This is a genomic window from Pseudarthrobacter oxydans, from assembly GCF_013314975.1.
GTDB classification, from domain to species: domain Bacteria; phylum Actinomycetota; class Actinomycetes; order Actinomycetales; family Micrococcaceae; genus Arthrobacter; species Arthrobacter oxydans.
In genome coordinates, this window is the sequence record NZ_JABTYH010000015.1 from 23,259 (window position 1) to 45,546 (window position 22,288).

Below are 22,288 nucleotides of genomic sequence, written 5' to 3' on the forward strand. Positions count from 1 at the left end.
CGGGTCTCAGTAGTCCGGGTTGCTCGGCACCACGAGGCCGGTTTCGTAGGCGTAAACCACGGCCTGGACTCGGTCGCGCAGGTGGAGCTTGGTGAGGATGCGGCGGACGTGGGTTTTCACCGTCGCTTCCGAGAGGTAGTACCGGTGGGCGATTTCGGCGTTGGACAGGCCCTCGGCCATCGCCTCCAGCATCTCCGTTTCCCGCGGGGTCAGGTCCGCCAGCAGGGGATCCGGTGCAGGAGCGGCGGGGGCCGGGCGGGCGGCACCCCGGACGTATGTTTCCAGCAGCCGCTGCGTAACGCGCGGCGCCACCACGGCGTCCCCGCTGGCCACCACCCTGACGGCACTGACCAACTCCGACGGCGCCACGTCCTTGAGGAGGAAGGCCGAGGCTCCAGCCTGGAGGCCGGCAAAGGCATACTCGTCCACGTCGAAAGTGGTCAGGATGATGATCCGGGCGCACGAACCGGAGGCGGTGATGGCGCGCGTGGCCTCGATGCCGTCCAGCACGGGCATGCGGACGTCCATCAGCACCACGTCCGGGCGCAGCTCCCGGGCCTGCCGTACGGCGTCGGCCCCGTCAGAGGCTTCCCCAACAATCCTCAGATCCTCTTCGCCCTCCAGGATCAGGCGGAATCCCATCCGCAGCAGCGGCTGGTCATCAGCCAGCAGGACGTTGATGGGGGTGTTTCCGGTCATGGGTTGCCTTGCAGTTCGTAGGGGCGGATGGAGCCTGCGGAATCGTCTCCGGGCCAGGACAGTACGGCGTGGACGCGCCAGCCCCGGCCGCTGGGCCCCGCTTCCACGGAGCCGGAATAGATCCTGGAGCGTTCAGCCATCCCGGCCAGCCCCTGTCCGGATCCATGGGAACCGGCAGCACCGGACGGGGAAGTACCTCCATCCTGGGCGGGGTGCCCGGTGGCTCCGGCGCCGTCGTCGAGCACGTCAATGGTCACCGTGGAGCCCGAGCGGACAATGGTGACGTCCACCCGGGTCAGGGCGCGGCCGTAGCGGAGCACGTTGGTGAGCGATTCCTGCACGATCCGGTACACCGTGAGCTGGAACGCAGCATCGCCGGGCAGGGCAGGCCCGGTGTGGGAGTAGTGCAGCGGCAGGCCGGCGGTGCGGAAGCCTTCGAGCAGGCTGGCCAGGCTGTCGCCGGCGGTCAGCGGCAGCCGGGGCGCGGCGGTGCCGGTGTCATCACGCAGGACACCCAGGACCCGGCGCATGTCTGCGAGGGCGGTGCGTCCCGTCCGGGACAGTTCGCCGAGCACCTCCCCGGCGCGCTCCGGGTTTTTCTGGACGACGACGGCGGCACCGTCGGACAGGCTGATCATCACCGTCAGCGAGTGGGCCACCACGTCGTGCATCTCGCGTGCAATCCGGTTCCGCTCGTTGACGGAGGCAAGGCTGGCGGTCCGGGCGGCCCAGGCGGCGACCTCCTGCTCGTGCTCACGGCGTTGCCGGACGCTGATGCCGAGGCCGGTGGCCAGGATGTTGGACAGGGCAATGGTGGCGCCGGTGGCGATGCTGGTCAGGAGGTGGAAGTCGCCCGGGTTGACGCCCGGATCGTGGACGAAGGAGTTTTCCATGGGTCCCACGGCCGCCAGCAGATAAAGGAGTGCCAGCGGGGCCGTGGCCGCGGCCATGGTGATGAGCGCGAAGCGGCGGGTGTGGGCAACCGCTACGGCATAGAGCGAGAACCACAGTCCCGCGGAGACGTTGGAGCCCCAGGGGTGGAGCAGGGTGACCGCTACCTCCACCACGGCGACGAAGGCCGCCAGGCCCACAGGATAGAAGCGCCGCAGGAAGAGGGATCCGGCCACCAGCACCAGCAGGGCGGCTGCAAGCCAGTTGCCGGATGTGGCCGCGTCCGCCACGGTGGGTGCCACCAGGAGGCTGTAGCTGGCGGCCACGACGGCGTCCATCACCAGGGGGTGCCGCTGGAGGTACCTGCGGAACCGCCCTGTGCGCCTCGCCGTGAGCTCGGCGAAGGACGCGTCGGCCTGCCCGGCCGGCGCGTCCTTCGTAAATGCCGTGTGGTTCATATATCGGGGCTGCCCGTTCCGCGGGTTCTAGACGTCGCGCTTCTTCAAGATGATCATGGCAGCAGCCACCGGAACAGCCACCCAAACGCCAAGCCAGGTCCAGGCCTGCCAGACCTCGAGGGCGCCTTCCGCCGGTGCGGCCGTCACGATCCGCTCAAAGAGGCTGTCCGGCAGGTACTTGCGGGCTTCTGCGAAGAACTCGCCGGGGATGAGCTGGAAGGCGATGGGGACCACGAAGAACAGCCCCACCAGGGACATGATGCCACCCGCTGAATTCCGAAGGAGGGTTCCCAGGGACATTCCGATTGCCGCGACAGCTGCCACGTACACGCCGCTGACCAGCAGGAGGCGCCGGGAATGGTCCGAACCAAGGTCGATATCAAACCCGTAGTGGTCCAGGATGGGGCTGGCAGCCGCGTACGCGAGCAGGGACGACGCCACAGTCACCACGAAGGCGCACGCCGTCACCACCAGCAGCTTCGCGACGAAGGCCGGGGTGCGTTTTGGGACCGCCGAGAAGGTGGACCTTGCCATGCCGGTGGTGAATTCCGAGCTCATGAGCAGAACCGCCAGGGATCCGATGATGAGCTGCGCGAACGCGATGCCGGACGTGGGGATTCCCGCCGTAAGGTCAGCGCCCTGGGCCGCGAAGGCCGCACCTGCCTGGGGGTCGTTCCGGGACGCCTCGGAAAACTGTCCGATGCCCCACGCGTTCAGGGCGGCAAAGCCCACCATCACCAGCACGGTCGATCCCACCAGGACCAGGGTGGAGAGGAGCGTCCGGAACTTGATGAACTCCGAGTTGAGGACACGCAGGAAACTGGGACCGGGGCCCGTGCCCTGCGGCCGGCTGGATTGAAGTGCTGCCGTGCTCATTGCTGTCCTCCGGTCTGGGTGGGCGCCGCAGCTCCCGTGGTGATGAGGGAGTGGTACTCCACCTCGTCCTTGGTCAGTTCCATGTAGGCCTCTTCGAGGCTTGCCTGCAGGGGAGTGAGCTCGTAGACCATGATCCGGTTGTCCAGTGCTGTCCGGGCGATGTCCCTGGGGGGCAGGCCCGTGACCTGGAGGAGTTCGTGGTCCTGGACCTCAACGGAAACGCCGTCGTCCGCGAGCAGGCGCATGAGCTGCTCCGGCTGGTCAGTCCGGACGCGGGCGCGGGACTGGCCCTTGCCCGTGATGATTTCGCCGATAGGGGCATCGGCAATGATACGGCCCCGGCCAATGACAATCAGGTGGTCGGCGGTCATGGCCATCTCGCTCATCAGGTGGCTGGACAGGAACACTGTCCGTCCTTCCGATGCCAGGTACTTCACCAGGTTCCGCACCCAGACCACGCCCTCCGGGTCCAGGCCGTTGACTGGCTCGTCAAGAATGATGGTCTGGGGATCTCCCAGCAGTGCGGCGGCAATGCCGAGCCGTTGCCCCATTCCCAGGGAGAACCCTTTTACCTTCTTTTTGGCCACCTCCGCCAGGCCGGTCATCTCGATGACCTCCTGGACCCGTTTCCTTGGAATACTGTGGGTCGCGGCCATGGCCAGGAGATGGTTGTAGGCGGTGCGGCCGGTGTGGACGGCCTTGGCGTCAAGGAGCGAGCCCACCTCGCGCAGCGGTGCGGCATGCTGCGCAAACGGCACCCCGTTCACGGTGACGGAACCCGACGTCGGCCGGTCCAGTCCCATGATCATCCTCATGGTGGTGGACTTTCCTGCGCCGTTGGGTCCCAGGAAACCGGTAACGCGGCCTGCCTGGACGGTGAAGCTGACGCCGTCCACGGCGGTTTTATCGCCGTAGACCTTGGTCAGCCCTGTTGCCTCAATCATGGAATGTTCCTTCGAACGGCAGCTTGTGGACTGCGGGATGCGTTGCGGAAGTCTGGTACACACCACGCTACCCACGGCCGGGAGGTATTTCGCCGGTCTCAGGGATGATTCAGGGACGGGTCAGGGTAGTCCCCGTGGATGACCGGGTGATCACCGTTGCTGTGGCGAGTAGTAGGCAAAGGCCCGGCGGCGCACCGTGTACTCCACGCTGCGCACACCGGCCAGCGCCTCACCGTCAACCGCCAGAGCCATCGGCGACCCGCCGGCGTCGATGCGCACCCGTGTGGCCTCTGAGAGATGGGTGATGCGCGAGGTTGCCACCGTACCCGTCAGCACCGACCACAGCAGACGCAGCCGGGCGAACGACTCGTCGGCCGTGATCATGCGGACGTCGAGGACGCCGTCGTCCATCACGGGCCGGAACAGGGGTGCGTGGTCACGCGGGTAGTACCGGCCCCGTCCCACATAGGCGATCCACACCTTGTGCCGCCTGCCATCGATAGTGAGGGTGCTGGGGGTTCCGGCCGCGAAGGTACGGAACATCGCCACCACCCCGGCCAGCGGTTTTCCCAGCGCAGGCTGCAGCTGTTCCCGGCGGCGAACGAAGTTCGGGTACAGGCCAACGCTTGAGGTGTTCAGCATGGTCAGCTGCGCCCTTTCCGGACTGCCGGCCAAGCCGCGCTCCACCGTGACGATTCCTACGTCTGCCAGCGCCGCGTCTCCTTTGGACGCGGCGGCTACAGCCTCCTTGAGGCTCCCGGTTCCGGCGTCCCTGGCAAAGTGGTTCAGGGTACCGCCGGGGAGGACCAGCAGGGGGAGGGAATGCTCGACGGCGGCAGCTGCCGCGGCGCCGACGGTTCCGTCGCCGCCCCACACCCCGAGGGCACGGGTGCCGGGATGTTCGGCTGCATGCCGGATCTCGCGGAGAAGGTCCTGGTCCGGATGGTGGACGGAATTAATATGCGCGTCAGGGAATACTCCCTGCAGGGCGGTGGCCGTCTCCTCCGTGAAGGATCCCCCGAGGGTGTTAACCACGATGCTGAGCCCCCGGCCGCCAGGTAGCTCCGGCGCCGTGGTCCATGTCCTCGCCACGTCGGGAAAGGGCGGCCGCACCGGCCACCACGTGCGCGTCAGGAGGGCAGCGCAGGCGCCCAGGGCGGAACCAAAGAAGACATCCGAAGGCCAGTGGGCTCCGGTGTGGACGCGTGAATAGGCTACGCCTGCCGCCACCGGAGCCAGTGCGGCCCCGATGACGGGCTGGACAAGTCCTGCACCCACGGCAAAGGCGACCGCCGACGCAGAGTGGCCGGATGGCATGGAGGAACTTGTCGGCTGGGGGTGGACGAACCGGAACACCGGAAGATGCTCCGGCAGCGGCCGTGCCCGGGGAAGCAGGGTTTTGAAGACAACGTTCGTGACGGCGGAAGCCACTGCCTGGGCGATGAGGCCGTGCAGTGCCGCACGCCGAGGCCGTCCCGGAAAGGCGGCCATTGCTGCAGCAGCGGCGATCCACAGTTTTCCGTGGTTGGCGGAGGCCGAAAGGCGCCGAAAGAACGCATCATGGTTTCCTCCCGGAAGATCCGAGACATGCCGCACCAGGTATCTGTCCAGGCGGCTGATCCAACGATGGCTTCCGCGCCATGTGCTCTGCATTCCATCACCCTACCGGTCGGTGAATGGAGGTCCTCCAGCCGCGAGGAAAATCCGGTCTGCCGTCTTTATCCGGCCCTCAGGGGTTTCGCCGCCCCAGCCAGCAGCAGGGCCAGGAGGATCGGCGCGAGGATGGCCAGCAGCGCCACGTGTATGCCGGTCAGGTCGCCGAGGTACCCCAGGAGGGGAGGTCCGGCGAGGAAGGAGATATACCCCAGCGTGGATACGACGGACACCCTGGCAGCGGCATGCCTGGGGTCGTCCGCAGCCGCAGACATGCCCATGGGGAAGGCGAGTGCTGCTCCAACGCCCCACAGCGCAGCCCCAACGGCAGCCAGCCACACGTTTCCGGCGAGCACAAAGAGGCACAGCCCGGCCGCCGCGGCTGCCATGCTCGCCCGGAGGACCGCAACCCGACCGTACTTGTCGATGACGCGGCCGCCCAGGAACCGCATCGCCGTCATGGCCAGCACGAAGAGGGCGAACATCAGCGCGCCGGTGGATTCAGAGGTGCCCAGCCCGTCTACGGATGCTTTGGCGATCCAGTCATTGCCCGCACCCTCCGTCAGGGTGGCCCCGAGGACCACGACGCCTATGAGCAGGGTGCGGCTGTCACGCCAGGCTGACGGTCCTTTGGCTGCCTTTGCTTCTCCGTCCGGTGTGGCGGTGGAGATATGCGAGAGGAAGTAGCGCGGGGCAGTCAGCATCACCACAACAACCACACCGGCGATGACCAGTAGGTGCAGGGGCAGGCCGACGCCAAGGTTGGAGAGCCCGGCACCGATCAGTGCGCCGACGAAGGCACCGCCGCTGAACGCTGCATGGAACTGCGGCATGATGGTGCGCCGCAGCTTATGCTCCACGTCGGCACCCTCAATGTTCTGGGCTACATCCCAGAGTCCGATGGCGATACCGAAGAAGAAGAGGGCAACGGCCGTCCCTGGAATCGAGGCGACAGAGAGCGAAGCGGCGATTCCGACGCCAGCGAGGGCCGCAAGGACGCCTCCGAAGCGTGCCGTGTTCGCGGTCCCGATCCTGCCCACCACCAGTCCGGCGGTAGGGAGCGCCAGGAGCGAACCCACGGCGGTGCACAGCAGGAGGGTGCCCATCTGCCCGGAGGTGATTTCCAGTGTCTCGGTGACGGCGGGGATCCTCGCGGCCCAGCTGGCAAAGACGAGGCCGTTGATGCCAAAAACCACAAAGGTGGCTGTGGCGGCTGCGTTCAGTCCTGTCTGCTGCCCGGTACCGGTGTTGATGCTCATACAGTCACTACTTCCAGGGAGTATTCGTCGAGTTGTGCGCGTTCATCGGCGCTGAAATTTTTGTCCGTCACCAGGATGTCCACCCGTTCCAGGCCGGCGACCAATGCCCGGGCCTGTGCATCCCATTTGGCGGCGGAGGCAGCCACCACCACCCGTGCGGCGGATTCCACACCGGCGCGCTTCACCGCGGCGTCCTCGATGTCATGGGCCAGGAGGCCGGCCTTGAGGTCCACGGCGCAGGGCGTCACAACAGCGGTGTCGAAGCGCAGGGAGCGGATGTTGGATTCGGCCAGCGGGCCGCGGAAGCTCAGCTCTCCGGGTACAAGGCTGCCGCCGGGCAGCAGCAGGGCGGGGCGGGTACCTGCGGTGGATTCGCCGCCCGCGAGGACGTTCAGCGCCCTCAGTGACATCGGCATGAGGGTCAGTTCCTTCGCTTGCACAGCGCGGGCCACCTCCGTGGCAGTGCTGCCGCTGTCCAGCCACACGTGCTCGCGGTCCCCCAGCAACCCTGCGACGGCAGCCGCAATGCGCCTCTTTCCGTCCTGGTCCTCCAGCTCGCGCTGGCCGTAGCCTGGATTTTCGCCGCGGCCGATGAGGCTCCGTGCCCCGCCGTGAATCCTGCGGAGGACGCCATTAGCTGCCAAGGCCTCGAGGTCCCGCCGGATGGTTGCCCCCGACGCGTCGCAGGCCACCATCAGCTCCTCCACTGTCACCTCATGGCGCTGGCGGAGCAGCCCGGCAATGGTGAGGTGCCGCTCATCAGTCTTCATGATCAAATGCTAACAAATTTTGATCAATTGATCACCGACGCTCTCTCACTTAATGCCGGAAATCACCGATCCCTCTCTCATCGGTGAGAGAGGGATCGCCAAAAAGCTGCAGGGAGTGAGAGAGCGTTGGATCAGCGGACGCGCTCCACGCGCTTTTCGTCCCACACCGGCTCTGCGGATTCGTATACCTTGCCGTCGGATCCGAACACCAGGAAGCGGTCGAACGTGCGCGCGAACCAGCGGTCGTGGGTGACGGCGAGGACGGTTCCTTCGAAATGGTCGATGGCCTTCTCAAGTGCCTCGGCTGAGTGCAGGTCCAGGTTGTCCGTGGGCTCGTCGAGGAGCAGCAAGGTGGCGCCACTGAGCTGCAGCAGCAGGATCTGGAACCGTGCCTGCTGCCCGCCCGAGAGGGACTCGTACTTCTGCTCCGACTGCCCGGCCAGCCCGTAGCCGTCCAGCGCCCCGGCCGCGGCCTCCCGGCCGAGACCTGAACGGTGCTCATCGCCACGGTGCAGGATCTCCAGCAGCGTCTTGCCCAGGAGGTCGGGCCGGACGTGGGTCTGGGCAAAGAAACCGGGGCGGATCCTGGCGCCAAGTTTCACGGTGCCCTCGTGCGGCACTTCGGCGATCTCGACGTCGGACACGGGCAGGTGTTCCCGCTCCGGATCGGTTCCGCCGGTAGCCAGCAGCCGGAGGAAGTGCGACTTGCCCGAGCCGTTGGAACCCAGCACACCAACGCGGTCCCCGAACCACACTTCCGTGGAAAAGGGCTTCATGAGCCCGGTGAGTTCCAGCTTCTCCGCCACGATGGCCCGCTTGGCGGTCCGCCCGCCCTTGAGGCGCATCTGCACGTTCTGCTCGATGGGCAGCGCTTCCGGCGGCCCGATCTCCAGGAACTTGGCCAGCCGGGTCTGGGCGGCGTGGTACCGGTTGGCCATGTCGGAGCGGAAGGCGGCCTTGTTCTTGTACATGTTGACGAGTTCCTTGAGCTTCACGTGCTCCTCGTCCCAGCGCTTCCGCAGTTCCTCGAAACGGGCATTGCGGTCTGCCCGGGCCTCCACGTACGAGCCAAATCCGCCGCCGTGGATCCACGCGCCGGCACCGTTGATGCCGGGTTCCAGCGTCACGATGCGCCCTGCGGCATTGTTCAGCAGCTCGCGGTCGTGGCTGATGAAGAAGACCGTTTTCCTGGACTCGTTCAGCTTGTCCTCAAGCCACCGCTTGCCCGGGACGTCAAGGTAGTTGTCCGGTTCGTCGAGCAGCAGGAGGTCGTCCGGCCCGGCAAAGAGCGCTTCGAGCACCAGGCGCTTCTGCTCGCCTCCGGAAAGGCTCGACGCCGGGCGGTGCTGCGCGCGGTCAAAGGGAAGTCCCAGCGCGGCCATGCACACCTCGTCCCAGACGGTCTCGACGTCGTAGCCGCCCGCATCTCCCCAATCAACGATCGCCTGGGCGTACCGCATCTGGCTTGGCTCGTCGTCGTACTCCACCATGGCAAGCTCGGCATCGTCCACCTCGCGGGCCGCAGCCGCCAGGGCAGGCGGGGCGGCGGACACCAGGAGGTCACGCACCGTGGAGCCGTCCCGGACCTGGCCTACGAACTGGCGCATGATGCCCATGTTCCCGGACCGCCCGATCACGCCTTCATCCGGCACCAGGTCCCCGGCGATGATGCGGAACAGGGTGGTCTTCCCGGTGCCGTTGGGGCCGATCAATGCGGTCTTGGTGCCGTCCGGGACCTTGAAGGTCACTCCGTTAAGCAGCTGGGTGCCGTCGGAGAGGAAATAGTCAATGCCGGAAACGTCAATATGGGCCACGTGTTCCATCTTCCCACGGCCATGGCAGAGAGTTTTTGTCCAGGCATGCAGGGTTGACCGGCCCGGAATTCTGCATACCCGGACACAAAACTAGCCGGCTGCGGTGAGGAACTCCTTCAGCAGCGGCCCGGACGTCGTTGCTCCCAGACCGCCGTCCTCCACGAACACGGCCACGGCCAGGTCCCCGTGGACAGCCACGATCCAGGCGTGCGTCTTCGGGGGAGTCTCCTTGCCGAATTCTGCCGTCCCGGTCTTCGCCCCCACGGGTGCACCGGGAACGCCGGCCAGGAAGCCTGCATGCCCGGAGGTGACCACGGCGCGCATCATGTCACCGAGCGAAGCGGCCTCGGCAGCAGTGATCGGCTCGCCCGACGCCGTCGACGGTGCTTCTGCCGTCGCGGTGGCGGAAGGCTGCGCCGCCGGTGCCGTGGAACCGCTCGTCGTGCCGGCAGCGGCAGCACCGCCGTCGGGATTCAGGACCAGTTGGGGCGACACGGGCGCGCCCTTGGCCACGGAGCCCGCCATCATGGCTGCCGCCAGGGGAGAAAGCAGCACCTTGCCCTGTCCGATCATGGAGGCGGCATGCTCCGTCCCTGCCGCCTCGCCGGGCACGGATCCGAGGAACGCGTCTGCGCCCAGCGACGGCGCTTCGACGGCGATCCCCATGGCCAGGGCGGCCGCCTCAAGCTGTCCTTGTGACACGGTATCCCGGGCAGCGATGAACGCCGTGTTGCAGGAATGCGCAAAGGCGTCACGCAGGGTGACCGAGCCCAGGGAGCTTTCGGGATAACCGTCGGCGTTCTTGAAAGTGCGCCCGTCCACCGTCAGCGTCGGCGTGCACTCAACCTTGGAATCAGGGGTCAACCCGTTGCGGAACATGGCCAGCGAGTCCACCATCTTGAAGATCGACCCCGGCGCGTACTGGCCCAGCATGGCCGTGTTGTAGCCGTTACTGCCGGGCCCCGATGCCACGGCCAGGACGGCACCGCTGGAGGGGCGGAGCGCCACGATCGCCGACGCCGGACCTACGTCCTCCAGGGTGGTCTCCGCGAGTGCCTGCAGCGTGGGGTCGATGGTTGTCTTCAGCGGTGTCCCGGGCTCAGGCGCCACTTCAAAGAGCACGCGCCGGGGGTCAGTTGCTGCGGACTGGATCTGTTCGCGGGTCAGGTCGGCGCGCTGCGCGCGGATTACGACGGCGTCCGTCCCCCTGAGCTGTTCGTCGTACTGCTGCTGCAACCCGCCGATGCCGGTGACATCACCCGCTGATAGCACGCCTTCCGAGGCTTCGATCTGCTCAGCAGTGGCTTCCCCGACGGTGCCGAGCACGGCGCGGGCGAAGGTCCGGCTGGGTGCCAGCGGCACCGAGGCGGGAATGGCACGGGCGCCGGGGATGGCTGCGATCTGCTCGTTGGTGATGGTGCGGCCCTCTTCCCGCAGGGTAATCGCGGACACAAAGGCTTCCGCGCCGGAGGCCTTTACCTGCTGGACGTAGCCGGCTGGGTCAACCCCAACCAGGGCAGCGAGCCTGGTGGCAGCGTCGGTGGGGTCGGCAGTGCCGAGCTGGGGCTTGTCGATGCCGACGTTCACCACGGGACGGTAGGTGACCAGGGGGACGTCCCCCGCCCCGAGGATATCCGCGCGCTGCGGGGACTGGGCGCCCTTGGTGAGGATCTCGCTGTCCGCGAGGCCGGGTGCCAGGGTTGCCGGGTCCCAGACCGTAAGCCATTTGTCCCCGGACTTCTTGAAGTTCGCCTGTACGGTGTATTTCCACTCTGCGTCGCCGAATTTCCAGGTGTAGTTCAAGGGCGCCGAGGCATTGTCACCGTCCAGGGTGATGTCGCCTGCTTCGACCGCGGGCTTCTGCGGGTCCAATGCCTTGAAGACGCCGCGCAGCTGGTCGTTGGCGGCAGCGGCGTCCTTGCCGTCGAAGGCCACCCCGGCCACATCGAGTCCTGAAACGGCTGTGGCAAATTGCTGTGCTGCGGTTTCTGCCCCGCTCCGGCCGTCGTCGCAGGCCACCAGCGAGGTTCCCAGTATGAACGCAGCTACGGCAACAGAAAGTTTTGTTGATTTCCCCATTCGGCCATTATGCCCCGCGAAATGCAGTGCGTCGGGCCATTCCTTGCGGTTTAAGGGCGCTGCCGGCTGCTATGCGCCGCCCAGGCCCAGCGACGGTACGGGCAGGTGGAATATGTCCTTGAGCGCATGGGTTGCCGCGTGCAGGCCGGGCATGCCGGTGACCCCGGGGCCGGGCGGCGTGGACGAGGAACAAAGGTAGACGCCGCGCAGGGGAGTGCGCCATGGGTGCCGGGATACGACGGGCCGCTGGACCAGGCCGCGGAGGTCCATGGTGCCGGCGCTGAAGTCCCCGCCGATGTAGTTCCGGTTGTACTCTGCCAGCTGCGCCGCCGTCACCACGTTGGTGTCCACCACGAGGTCCCTGAAACCGGGGGCAAACCTCTCCAGCTGCGCGGTGATGGCTTCCGACATGTCCTTGGTTGAACCGGCCGGCACGTGGCAGTAGGTCCACAGGGTGTGGCGGCCCGCGGGTGCGCGCCGTGGGTCGAACCGGGAAGGCTGGGCTACCAGTACGTAGGGCCGTTCGGGGTGCCGGCCGGCACTGACCTCGTTTTCCGCGTGTGCCAGTTCCTCCCTGGTTCCGCCTACGTGGACGGTTCCGGCGTCAGCCAGTTCGGCCGCCTGCCACGGAACGGGGCCGGACAGGATGAAGTCCACCTTGCAGGAGCCGTTCCCGTAGCGGAAGGACTCCAGGGCTGTGCGGTAGCGGCCGGGAAGGGAGTCACCGGCCATGTCCACCAGTCCGCGCGGCGCGACATCAAGGAGCGTGGCCCGCGCCGCTGGAAGGTCCGTTAACCGGTTGATGGGGGCGTTTGTGTGGAGGATGCCGCCATGCGACTCGATGTCCGTTGCCAGGGCGGCGGCGATGGCAGCAGAACCGCCCAGGGGAATGGGCCATCCTTCAGCGTGGCCCAGCGCCCCGAGCATCAGCCCTGCTCCGGACGCGGCCAGGGACGGAAGGCGGGACACGGCATGGGCCGCAACGCCGCTGAGGAGCGCAGGAGCTGCCTCCTCGCGGAACCTGGCATTCCAGAAGCCCGAACCTTGTTCCAGGGTCCGCAGGCCAAAAATGCCCGCGGCCACCGGGTTGCGGGGAAGGCGGAAGAGCTGGTTCTGCGTAAAGTCCATAACGTCGTCGATGTTCCGCACGATGGGGCCCATCAGCCGCCGGTACGCAGCGCCGTCCCGGCCGAGTCCCGCTGCGGTCCGGTCAAGCGACCGGTAGGCGAGGGCGGACCATCCGCCGTCCAGCGGTGATCCGAAGGAGAGCTCAGGCGTGACAAGCTCCATCCGCCGGGAAAGCTCGAAGGCCCGGAAGAAAGGCGAGGCCAGGGCCATTGGATGGACGGCCGAGCAGACGTCGTGGAAGTGGCCCGGCTGCATGAGTTCTGCCGTACGGGTTCCGCCGCCGATCACGGGCGCGGCTTCGAAGACCTCCACGGCAAGCCCTGCCCGCGCCATGACGGCCGCGGCAGCCAGCCCGTTGGGTCCGGCTCCAACCACCGTAACGTCAGGCATCGGAGGCCGCCTTCTGCTGGAGCGCAGCAATGGTCCGGCGGCGCAGGTTCAGCCGGAACCTGTCCGGTGCCCCGTTGAACGGGCCGCCGTGGGGATCGTCCAGGTGGTGCCTGCGGATGGGATCGTACGTGGGGTCGTAGATGTCCCAGGTCACCCGCGCCATCAGGTAGGTGACGGCCAGCATGTGCGCAGCCACGGCCAGGACGTAGTAGGGCATATCCAGGTTGTGCTGGGAGGAGCCGGCGCTGGTCACCTGTCCAAGGTACATCCACACCGCAGCCCAGTGGAGGCCCTCGATGCCCTGCCAGACCAGGAAGTCGCGCCACCGCGGCCTGGCCAGCGCGAGGAGCGGGATCAGCCATACAACAAACTGCGGTGAGTACACCTTGTTGGTCAGGATGAAGGCCGCCACAACCAGGAAGGCAAGCTGGGCAAGGCGGGGGCGGCGCGGTGCGGTCAGGGCAACAAGGGCAATGAGGGCGCAGCCCAGCACAAATAAACCGAGGGACAGCAGGTCCACGGCTGCACCGCTCAGTTCCTGTCCCCTCAATCTGCCCAGGACCAGGTTGTAGGCGAACCAGGGTGAGCTGTAGCCGGCGCCGCGGTCTGCCGAGAACTGGAAGAAGTAGGCCCAGCCCGGGAAATTGGCAATAGCGAAGGGGACGTTGATAACAGCCCACGAGGCGGCCGCGGCCCCCGCAGTCTTGAGGAACGGCTGGAACCGTCCGGTCCGGAGGGCGAGCAGGAGGATGGCACCCAGAATGAGCAGCGGATACAGCTTGGCGGCCGTGGCAAGCCCGATAAAGATCCCCGCCAGCACCAGCCGCTCCCGGGAGAAGAAGTACATACCCACGGCAAGCAGCGCCACCGCCCAGAGATCCCAGTTGATGGTACCGGCCAGGATGATGCCCGGCGCCAAAGCCACCATGGCTGCATCCCAGGGCCGGCGGGCGCTCATCCGGGCGGTGGCCAGGACCGTGACCACCGCGGCCGCGGCCAGAAGCGCGGCATTGATGTCGAAGTAGGCCAGGATCCGGGCATCCGGGGCTCCAGAGCCGGGGACCAGCCAGGCCGTTATCCCGGCAATAAGGCCGGTCAGGACAGGGTATTCAAACTGGCTCCCCGTGCCCAGGATGGGAAAGTTGCCGTCTGCCAGTCCGCGGTTCCGGAACAGTTCGGGGAAGTCGGAATAGCAGGTGGCGTAGAACTGGGTGGGGGATTCCCATCCGTTGGCACGGCAGTATCCCTTCAGCAGGATGCCCGCCAGTGCCGCCAGCACGGTCAGCAGGATCAGTACCCGCTCCACCGTGAAGACACCAGGGGAAACAATGCCCGGAGCGGACCGGGATCCAAGGGGGCCGCCCACTAATTCCGTGAAGTTCCTCAGCAGGATATCGCTGCGGCTTGGAACAACGAGGCGCACCCTTCCTCGATGCTCGGGCGGCTGGGTGTCCTCCATGGCTTCGAGCTTACCGCCGTGCCCGGAAGCCGGTTGGCGCCACGGGCGGCGGAGCCCACGCGTCGCCGCGTGGGCTCCGGCCACAGGTTCTCTGGTGTTTCACGGTGCCTCCTGGCGAAGGTGCGTCTTTCGTGGCTGCCCTGGTCACCCGGGCGGCGCCTTCCCTAGCGGGTACCGCCGATCTGCTGGTGCATCAGGACAAAGACATCCTCGCGCTGCTTTTCCAGCAGGTCCTCGTTGAACTTCCTCCGGCTGCTGCGCCGTCCTTGGGCCGGCAGCAGGAGTTCTCGAAACTTTTTCATGGCCATCACCTCCTCTCCGTCCGGAGTTCGGTATGCATAAATGGGCACGGCAATTGAGCCCCTTTATGGTGTGTAAATCAGGGAATACGGCAGGGAATTATGGGCAGCACAAATATAATTACGCAGAAATTTGAACCGTTTTACCGCACCCCAGCACTAAAGCTGCATTACGCAGGAAAGAAGGGCAGAAGAATGCGAAAGGGAAAGTCCGTGGTCCCGCGGGAACGGTTTGGAAATGCTGCACCTGCACCAGGCCGGCGTCCTGCCGGACCGGGGCCCCTGAGGGACGCTGCTGCCTGGGCTCCAGGCGGGAGTAGCGGCTAGGAGCCGGCGTAATCCCTAAAGGGGCGCGCAAAAGCATCAGGGGCCGGGGCAGCGATGACGGTCATCTTCCATCCGCTAGTCAAAGTAATCATTTTCCCAACCTCCTTTTCTGCTCTGCCGCCGCACGGGCCTGGACCCGGCAGCGTGCGCCGCGATCCCGGCAGGACGCCCTGGGATCAGAAATAAAATTACACCACCGGCTGGACTATTGGCTACTTAATATCCAAAAATTGTCCAACTTATTATGGCGGTCTCTTTTAGAGGCCCCATCGGACGATCGCAGGCGTCTTTTTATCCCACCCGAGAGTGCAGACTTTTGCGGTACCGAGAATGAAATGGCGGCCTTCGGTAGGCGGCAATTCCAGCCAGCGTGCGGTAAGGATCCTTGAGAAATGGCCGTGGGCCACAATCAGCACATTGTCCATGCCGGACTCGAGCACGCGCCCGATAATCTTGTCTGCCCTGGCCGCCACCTCGTCCAGCGTTTCGCCGTTGGGAACGCCGTGGGTCCAGATGAGGTAGTCCGGATTGTCCTTGCGGATCAGGTCGGAGCTGATCCCCTCGTAGTCGCCGTAGTTCCACTCAACCGCCAAAGGCTCGTGCTGGGCGTCGGGGAAGCCGGCAAGCTCGGCCGTACGTCGCGCACGCCTCAACGGCGAGGTGAGCACCAGGTCGAAGTCGACAGGATCCAGCACCTTCCGGGCCTCCACGGCCTGCTGTTCGCCCTCGACGGTCAGCGGAAGATCAGTGAGCCCGGTGTACTGGCCGCTCTTGGACCATTCCGTCTCGCCATGGCGAAGGATCCAGAGCTGGGGCCGGGGGGCAAGGGCAGGAATGGTCACTTGGACTCCTCAGAAGGGGACGGCTCGACGACGGCGGGCGGCATTCCAGCGTCGGGCGCCGAGGGTGCGGAAACGGCAGGTGCTGATTCCGGTTGCCCTGCCCACCAGCGGAGCAGCCGTGCTTCCGCTTCCTCCGCAGGCAGGGGACCGTTCTCCATCCGCTCATTGAGCAGGAATTTGTAGGCGCGCCCCACCACCGGACCGGGTTTGATGCCCAGCAGGGCCATGATCCGGGCACCGTCAAGGTCAGGCCGCACGGCATCCAGCGATTCCTGCTCGCGGAGCGCGGCGATGCGGGCTTCGAGGTCATCGTAGGCGAAGGCCAGGCGTTCGGCTTTCCGCTGGTTGCGGGTGGTGACATCCGAGCGGGTGAGCCGGTGCAGCCGTTCCAGCAGCGGCCCGGCATCGGTCACGTAGCGGCGCACTGCGGAGTCGCTCCAGCCGGCGTCCCCGTAGCCGTAGAAGCGCATATGGAGCTCCACGAGGCGGGCCACGGCCTTGGTGGTGTCGTTGTCGAAACGGAGCGCCTTCATCCGTTTCGAGGTGAGTTTAGCCCCCACCATGTCGTGGTGCCGGAAGCTCACCGCGCCGCCCGGTTCAAAGCGGCGCGTTGCCGGCTTCCCGACGTCGTGCATTAATGCTGCGAAGCGCAGCACAAAGTCCGGCCCTGGCACCGCGCCCTCACTGTCCGTCTCCAGCTCCGCTGCCTGTTCCAAGACCTGGAGGGAGTGCTGGTAGACGTCCTTGTGCCGGTGGTGCTCGTCCGATTCCAGCCGCAGCGCCGAAACCTCGGGCAGCACGAACTCGGCGAGCCCCGTGTCCACCAGCAGGTCCACGCCGACGCGCGGGCGGGCGCCGCAGATGAGCTTGACCAGTTCGTCCCGCACCCGTTCGGCGGAAATGATGGTGATCCGTTCGGCCATCTGCGTCATGGCCTGCCGGACGTCCTCGTGGACGGAAACCCCAAGCTGGGCGGCGAAGCGTGCCGCGCGCATCATCCGCAGCGGATCATCCGAGAAGGACGCTTCCGGCGCCCCGGGAGTGGCCAGCACGGACGCATGGAGGTCGCGTACGCCGCCGAAAGGATCCACCAGTTCCAGGGAGGGCAGCTTCAGGGCCATGGCGTTTATGGTGAAGTCCCGCCGGAGCAGGTCATCAGTCAGGGACGACCCGAAGGCCACTACTGGCTTGCGGGAATCGGGATCGTACGCCTCCGCCCGGTAGGTGGTGATTTCGATCTGGAAGCCTGCCTTGCGCATGCCGATGGTTCCGAAGGCGCGGCCGATCTCCCAGTAGTTGTCCGCCCACTTCTTGATGAGGGCAACCGTCTGGTCCGGGGTGGCATCCGTGGTGAAGTCCAGGTCCGGGGAGCTCCGGCCCAGGAAAAGGTCACGCACCGGTCCGCCCACCAGTGACAGCTCGTGGCCGGCGTCCACGAAGCGCCGGCCGAGCTCCAGGACCACCGGGTCCACCTGGAAATCGACGGTCTGGGAATCAGTCTTGTGATGTGCGTGAGCCATAGTTACTTAAGCTTGTCAGAAACCAGCGCGTCGGCAGGCCAAAATACGGTCAAGATCGTGCGGAATCACTCCGCCGCCGGCAAAGTGCGTCATATGCAGTCCATGTTGGTGTCATGTTCCGGTCATCACGAACGGGCAACAGTCGTTAGAGTGGACTCCATGGCCCATCCAGTACCGAGCGCTCCAGGCAGGAGGACAAACGCACCATTGCCGTCGGCAATCGGTGCGCACGTTGCCCCTGCCCAGCATGCGGCACCGGCATCGCTGCCCACGGTTGAGGAAGTCTCTGCCGGCGGCGTTGTAGTGGACACGTCCGACGCCGAGTTGAGGGTTGCGATCATCGCCCGCCTTAACCGCGGCGGACGTTTGGAGTGGTGCCTTCCCAAGGGCCATCCGGAAGGCAAGGAAAACAACGAGCAGGCAGCCGTCCGGGAAATTGCCGAGGAAACCGGCATCGAGGGGGACATCCTCGCGCCACTCGGGAGCATCGACTACTGGTTTACGGTCAGCGGCCACCGGGTCCACAAGACGGTCCACCATTACCTCCTGCGGGCAACGGGCGGCGAACTGACCATCGAGAACGATCCGGACCAGGAAGCCGTGGACGTGGCATGGGTTCCCATCCAGGAGTTGGCCCGGAAGCTGTCCTTCCCCAATGAACGCCGGATTGCCGACCTCGCCCGCGAGGTCCTGCCGGAGCACCTCTAGGACTCTGGATTCCCGGGCGCAGGGCGCCTGCGTTGCGGCTTTAACTGCCTTCGGGTGAGACGATGAAGTCGATGTCAGCTACCAACTTTCCTTCCGATAAAGCCGGCCGGCCCGGCGATGCCGTCCCGGACGGCGTTCCCCCCGAGCCGGCGGGCCCGGACACCACCCCTGGCGCCGTGGCTGCCAGTGAAACCCGGTCCAGTGCCATCATGGCCGCCGGGACGCTCGTGTCCCGGTTCCTGGGCTTTGGCAAGACCTGGATGCTGGGCACGGCCCTTGGCCTGGGCTCCACCGTCAACGACACCTTCATCAACGCGAACAACCTGCCCAACCTGATCTTCCTGCTCGTGGCGGGTGGGGTGTTCAATGCTGTCCTCGTTCCGCAGATCATCAAGGCAAGCAAGGCTCCGGACAGGGGAGCGGACTACATCAGCCGGCTGCTGACGCTGGCTGTGCTGCTCCTGCTGGGCCTGACGGCGCTGGTGACGCTGGCGGCACCCTGGGTCATTGAGCTCACGACGCAGGGATATACCCCGCAGCAGAAAGCGCTGGCCGTGGCCTTTGCTTTCTGGTGCCTGCCGCAGATCTTCTTCTACGGCCTCTACGCCCTCCTGACGCAGGTCCTGAACGCCAACGGAGCCTTTGGGCCCGCCATGTGGGCACCCATCCTTAACAACCTGGTGGCCATTGCCGGCCTGGGGATGTTCATCTGGATTTTCGGCGCCAACGAGGTGAATCCGCACACCCTGGACAACTGGGGCGACACGCAAACCCTCCTGGTGGCCGGGTTCTCCACCATCGGCGTGGTCTCCCAAACAGCCATCCTGATGATCCCCGTGATGCGACTCAAGCTGGGGATCCGGCCGCGTTTCGGATGGCGGGGGGTGGGACTGGGCCAGGCAGCCAGGCTGAGCGTCTGGACCCTGCTGACCGCCGCCGTCGGCCAGCTCGCCTTCCTGTATGTCATGCGCATTGCCACCATTCCCGGCGCCGAACGCATCCGGCTGCAGCAGGCGGGGGACCCCGCTGCCTATATGCTGCCAGGAAACGCCGTGCTGGAGGTGGCCAGCCAGCTGTACCTGCTGCCGCACTCCATCATTGCCCTGTCCTTGGCCACGGTGCTGTTCAACCGGATGACGCGGGCCTCCCAGGACGGCAACCGCGACGAGCTGCGCGATGCCCTCTCGCACGGCCTGCGGACCATGGCGGTGGCAACCGTGTTCGGTGCTCTGGCGCTGTTTGCCCTGGCAGGTCCCTTGGGCATGTTCTTCTCGGGCGGGCTCCGCCAGGACGGCGTGATGCTGGCCCAGACGCTCACCATCCTGGCGCTGAGCACGCCGTTCATGAGCGCCAACTTCATGATGTCCCGGGTGTTTTACGCAAACGAGGACGCCAGGACACCCTTCTACGTCCAGCTGCTCCTGGCCGTTGTCTACGTGGCCGGGGCGTTCGCCATCCAATTCCTGCCCGTCACGCAGATCATCTACGCCATCGCGGTCCTCTACATGGTGGGCAACATCCTCTCCGTGGTCATCAGCGCCTGGTTCCTGCGGCGCCTCCTGGGTCACCTGGACGGGCCACGAATCGCCAACTCCTACATCCGCATGGGGTACGCAGCGCTTGGTTCGGCCATCGCCGGAGCCGGTGCCCTGTGGCTCCTGGGAAGCTACAGTCCGGACGGCTTTGCCTGGCGCGACAGGCTGACAGCCCTGATCACCGTCGTCGTGGTGGGTCCCATCATGCTGGTGGCCTACTTCTTCCTCCTCAAGTTGTTCCGGGTTTCCGAACTGCGCGACCTGCTCCGTCCCCTCCTCGGCCGGCTGGGGCGCGGCGGACCTGCCGCACCTCCGGCTGGAGGCGGGACCCCGCCGTCGGACTCTTCCCCCGGTTCCGGCCCAGATTCGCCGTCTGGTTCACCGTCCGGTTCGCCCTCCGGTGGACGCCAGCACCCGGAACGTGCCACCACATCCGTGGACACAGGCCTCATCCCAAGGATTTCCGGTGAGTTCGACGCCGTCTCCTTCAGGGCCGGGCCGGCCCCGGAACAGGAGGCGCCCGGGCGGGGGGGGCGGGGGAAGGAACCGCTCGACGGCGATGGCCCTCCAACGTCCGACGGCGACTACCTCCCCGGGGAGGACCAACCCAGCACGGCACGGGGTGGCTTCCTGCGGGAGCAGATCCCCCTTCCAGGGCGCCGCACCTTCCAGGGGAAGCCCGGCGAGAACCCCCATTTCAAGCCGAGGAAACCCCGGAAAAAGTGACGTTCCCGCGGTTTCCGGCTGCCGTCGTCCAAGGTGGAAGGGACGCAATCGGCTAGGATCGGAAGGGTACAGGGGTAGTTGCATCCAGGGGTCAGGCGCCCGCCGGCTCCTGGACGGTGGTTGCATCATTCAAGCCGGCAATCCCGGACAGTCTAGGAGGAACACGTGTCCAACCCGATCGATGTCGGATCAGTACTGGGCGGCCGCTATAAGGTCACTGCCACGGTATTGGCCTCGCACGACCACGATCTGGTGCTGGACGGTGTGGATCAGGTCCTGAACCGTCCCGTCAGCATACTGGTGGCCGGACCCGGCAACACCGAACAGGTTGCCCAGAGTGCCCGCGAAGTAGCCACCGGGGAACGTCCCGGCACCGTCCAGGTCCTGGACCTTGGCATGAGCGAGGCAGCCACCTACCTCATCACCAACCACACCTCCGCGGCGGATCTGCTGGACCTGGTGGTGGCCTCCAACCCTCCCTACGTGGAACCGTTTTTCACAGACACCCTGGGAAGCGAAATCTTTGGCCAGCCACGGTCGAACGAGCCGGAACCCTACGACGATGAAGACCATGTGGAAGCCGGCTACATCAACTACGGGGACAACCACCCCAGCCAGGTGGATCCCTACCGGGCAGCACCGGCCGTTCCGCCGAAGCCGCCGGTCCGTCCTGCTGCCGCGCCTTCCGCTGGACGCCCGTCCAACGGGGCCTCCGCTGGTGGCGGGGCAACAGCATCCGGTGGAGCCCTTGCTGCGGGAGGAGCCGCAGCTGCGGCCGCTGCCGCCGGCTCCGGAACCGACCGTTCTGCACGCCCGGAGGAGGAGCACCAGACCGCCTACACGCCGGCAGCAGGCCACACCCAAGGATCTCCCGGCTCACCTGCGGGTAAGCCCAAGGTTTCCCTGTGGTCCGATGACGATTACGCGCACGCTGAAGAGCATGCCCCGGTGGAATCGCCGGTCGACGACGAACCAGAGGCCAAGAAGAAAAAATCCTCCGTTTTCGCACGGTCGGCCGCGCCCGCAGCTGCCGCCGGCGCAGCCGTCCCCGATCAGGGCGGTTATGACGACGACGACCGTGACGAACCTGCCCGCGAGCCCCGCTCCATGCGCTGGCTGGTGGGTGGACTGCTGGCCGTGGTGCTCATTGCCGGCCTGGTATTTGCCGTCACCAACCTGGGCAGCCTGTTCTCCTCACAGCCCCAGGCAGTGCCCACGGCACCCGGGACAAACGGCAACGCTCCCGAAGCCACCTCGGCTCCGACGCAGGAACCCACAACGGCACCGCCGGCAGCGCCACCGGCCATCGAGAGCATCACCAGGCAGGGCAACTTCGACTTTGCCGCCACCTTTGATGGCGACCTCGTCAGGGCGTACGACGGCAACGCCGCGAGCTTCTGGTCAGACATGGAGTTCGCTACCGAGAACTGGGGCGGATTGGCACCCCAGGGCGTGCCCCTGGTAGTGAAGCTCGAAAACCCGGCCCGGGTCTCCTCCATTACGCTTTCGCAGCTTGGTGGCTCCGGTGGCAACATCACCGTCTACACCAACGACCGTCCTTCACTGGATGGGGCTAAAGCGGTAGGGACCAACAGCTTCACCTCAACCGACCTGACCATGCCATTGGCGGAGCCGGTGGAGGCCGAGTATGTGATCGTCTCCATAAACTCCCTGCCGCGGCTGGCTGCTCCCAAAACCCGCTACGGATTCGGCATCCGGCTCGCGGAGATCAAGGTCCAGTAAACAGGCTCCTCCGGGCTGCAGCTTTCGTACCGGCTCTGGCCGTCATCAGCGCGGAAATCTGGACAAACCCTGCAGCAGGCGGCGTGCCCCTGCCGGGACGGTAACCTTGAAAGAGCGCCTATGGTGACGGCGGCCTGCCGTGTACCGGTGGTCTACCATGTCCTGGCG

Annotated in this window: 17 protein-coding genes; 3 read left to right on the top strand and 14 right to left on the bottom strand. The window is 66.1% G+C overall.

Annotated features, from left to right (window positions below; all coding sequences use genetic code 11):
- Positions 1 to 6: 6 nt before the first annotated feature.
- From HTS88_RS11565 to HTS88_RS11630, 14 genes are all read right to left on the bottom strand, one after another.
- Positions 7 to 699 carry a response regulator gene (locus HTS88_RS11565; protein ID WP_174178488.1) on the bottom strand — a complete coding sequence of 231 codons (693 nt, stop codon included), beginning with the start codon at positions 697 to 699 and terminating at the stop codon, positions 7 to 9.
- Complete coding sequence (locus tag HTS88_RS11570) at positions 696 to 2,048, bottom strand: sensor histidine kinase (protein ID WP_174178490.1); 1,353 nt, start codon at positions 2,046 to 2,048, stop codon at positions 696 to 698. The genes HTS88_RS11565 and HTS88_RS11570 overlap by 4 nt, the downstream gene beginning before the upstream one ends.
- Positions 2,049 to 2,075: 27 nt before the next feature.
- Complete coding sequence (locus tag HTS88_RS11575; protein WP_174178492.1) at positions 2,076 to 2,924, bottom strand: ABC transporter permease; 849 nt, start codon at positions 2,922 to 2,924, stop codon at positions 2,076 to 2,078.
- Positions 2,921 to 3,868 (bottom strand): ABC transporter ATP-binding protein, encoded by a 948-nt coding sequence (locus HTS88_RS11580; RefSeq protein ID WP_174178494.1) that lies wholly within the window; start codon positions 3,866 to 3,868, stop codon positions 2,921 to 2,923. Before HTS88_RS11580 ends, HTS88_RS11575 begins: the two co-directional genes overlap by 4 nt.
- Before the next feature lie 150 nt (positions 3,869 to 4,018).
- Positions 4,019 to 5,521 carry a bifunctional phosphatase PAP2/diacylglycerol kinase family protein gene (locus HTS88_RS11585; protein ID WP_174178496.1) on the bottom strand — a complete coding sequence of 501 codons (1,503 nt, stop codon included), beginning with the start codon at positions 5,519 to 5,521 and terminating at the stop codon, positions 4,019 to 4,021.
- 65 nt (positions 5,522 to 5,586) lie between these two features.
- Entirely contained in the window at positions 5,587 to 6,780 is a 1,194-nt protein-coding gene (locus HTS88_RS11590) for an MFS transporter (RefSeq protein WP_174178498.1), read from the bottom strand.
- Positions 6,777 to 7,550 carry a DeoR/GlpR family DNA-binding transcription regulator gene (locus tag HTS88_RS11595; protein ID WP_174178500.1) on the bottom strand — a complete coding sequence of 258 codons (774 nt, stop codon included), beginning with the start codon at positions 7,548 to 7,550 and terminating at the stop codon, positions 6,777 to 6,779. Before HTS88_RS11595 ends, HTS88_RS11590 begins: the two co-directional genes overlap by 4 nt.
- Positions 7,551 to 7,681: 131 nt before the next feature.
- Positions 7,682 to 9,364, bottom strand: a complete 1,683-nt coding sequence (locus tag HTS88_RS11600) for an ABC-F family ATP-binding cassette domain-containing protein (RefSeq protein ID WP_174178502.1) — start codon at positions 9,362 to 9,364, stop codon at positions 7,682 to 7,684.
- Between the two features lie 90 nt (positions 9,365 to 9,454).
- Positions 9,455 to 11,443 (bottom strand): penicillin-binding transpeptidase domain-containing protein, encoded by a 1,989-nt coding sequence (locus HTS88_RS11605; protein WP_174178504.1) that lies wholly within the window; start codon positions 11,441 to 11,443, stop codon positions 9,455 to 9,457.
- A 69-nt stretch (positions 11,444 to 11,512) separates the two neighbouring features.
- Positions 11,513 to 12,961, bottom strand: a complete 1,449-nt coding sequence (locus HTS88_RS11610; RefSeq protein WP_174178506.1) for a phytoene desaturase family protein — start codon at positions 12,959 to 12,961, stop codon at positions 11,513 to 11,515.
- Positions 12,954 to 14,420 (bottom strand): glycosyltransferase family 87 protein, encoded by a 1,467-nt coding sequence (locus HTS88_RS11615; protein WP_174178508.1) that lies wholly within the window; start codon positions 14,418 to 14,420, stop codon positions 12,954 to 12,956. The genes HTS88_RS11610 and HTS88_RS11615 overlap by 8 nt, the downstream gene beginning before the upstream one ends.
- A gap of 164 nt (positions 14,421 to 14,584) precedes the next feature.
- On the bottom strand, positions 14,585 to 14,722 hold the full coding sequence (locus HTS88_RS11620) for a hypothetical protein (RefSeq protein WP_174178510.1): 138 nt from the start codon (positions 14,720 to 14,722) through the stop codon (positions 14,585 to 14,587).
- A 581-nt stretch (positions 14,723 to 15,303) separates the two neighbouring features.
- Complete coding sequence (locus HTS88_RS11625) at positions 15,304 to 15,888, bottom strand: histidine phosphatase family protein (RefSeq protein ID WP_102976429.1); 585 nt, start codon at positions 15,886 to 15,888, stop codon at positions 15,304 to 15,306.
- On the bottom strand, positions 15,885 to 17,408 hold the full coding sequence (locus tag HTS88_RS11630; protein WP_174178512.1) for a CCA tRNA nucleotidyltransferase: 1,524 nt from the start codon (positions 17,406 to 17,408) through the stop codon (positions 15,885 to 15,887). Before HTS88_RS11630 ends, HTS88_RS11625 begins: the two co-directional genes overlap by 4 nt.
- Before the next feature lie 207 nt (positions 17,409 to 17,615).
- Between HTS88_RS11630 and HTS88_RS11635 the strand changes: the two genes are divergently transcribed.
- The 3 genes from HTS88_RS11635 to HTS88_RS11645 all read left to right on the top strand — a co-directional run bounded on the left by HTS88_RS11635 (position 17,616) and on the right by HTS88_RS11645 (position 22,120).
- Positions 17,616 to 18,116, top strand: coding sequence for an NUDIX hydrolase (locus HTS88_RS11635; RefSeq protein ID WP_104186702.1), 501 nt, complete (start codon positions 17,616 to 17,618; stop codon positions 18,114 to 18,116).
- A 71-nt stretch (positions 18,117 to 18,187) separates the two neighbouring features.
- Positions 18,188 to 20,377: a murein biosynthesis integral membrane protein MurJ gene (gene murJ / locus HTS88_RS11640; protein ID WP_174178514.1), complete on the top strand. Its 2,190-nt coding sequence runs from the start codon at positions 18,188 to 18,190 to the stop codon at positions 20,375 to 20,377.
- A gap of 165 nt (positions 20,378 to 20,542) precedes the next feature.
- Positions 20,543 to 22,120, top strand: a complete 1,578-nt coding sequence (locus HTS88_RS11645) for a protein kinase family protein (RefSeq protein WP_174178516.1) — start codon at positions 20,543 to 20,545, stop codon at positions 22,118 to 22,120.
- Positions 22,121 to 22,288: the final 168 nt, after the last annotated feature.